This window comes from Pseudomonas sp. 2995-1 (genome assembly GCF_002742505.1).
In the GTDB taxonomy this organism is placed as follows: domain Bacteria; phylum Pseudomonadota; class Gammaproteobacteria; order Pseudomonadales; family Pseudomonadaceae; genus Aquipseudomonas; species Aquipseudomonas sivasensis.
Window position 1 is genome coordinate 1 of record NZ_LJSA01000630.1, and the last position, 230, is coordinate 230.

A 230-nucleotide genomic window follows, 5' to 3' on the forward strand; every position below is an offset into this window, starting at 1 on the left:
ATTATGTCATTAGCTTTACAACTTTCTTAGCATTTTACCTTTCAGTTCGTTATTTGCCACAACCTACAATTATAAAAAGAAGTGGTGGAACGCAATCTGGCATATTATCCCTCATTTCTTATACTCGTTTATACCCTGTCTTTTTGACAGCTTTTTCTATCATGTTTGCGCAAGGTACGTTAATGTATGAATTGCCTTTTTTAGCAGTAGAAAGTGGTTTATCACAGGAC

Annotated in this window: 1 protein-coding gene; it reads left to right on the top strand. The window is 34.8% G+C overall.

Annotation, left to right across the window (positions count from 1 at the left end; genetic code table 11):
• On the top strand, positions 1-230 hold a 230-nt coding region (locus tag AOA61_RS32035; RefSeq protein WP_218197421.1), incomplete at both ends, for a hypothetical protein.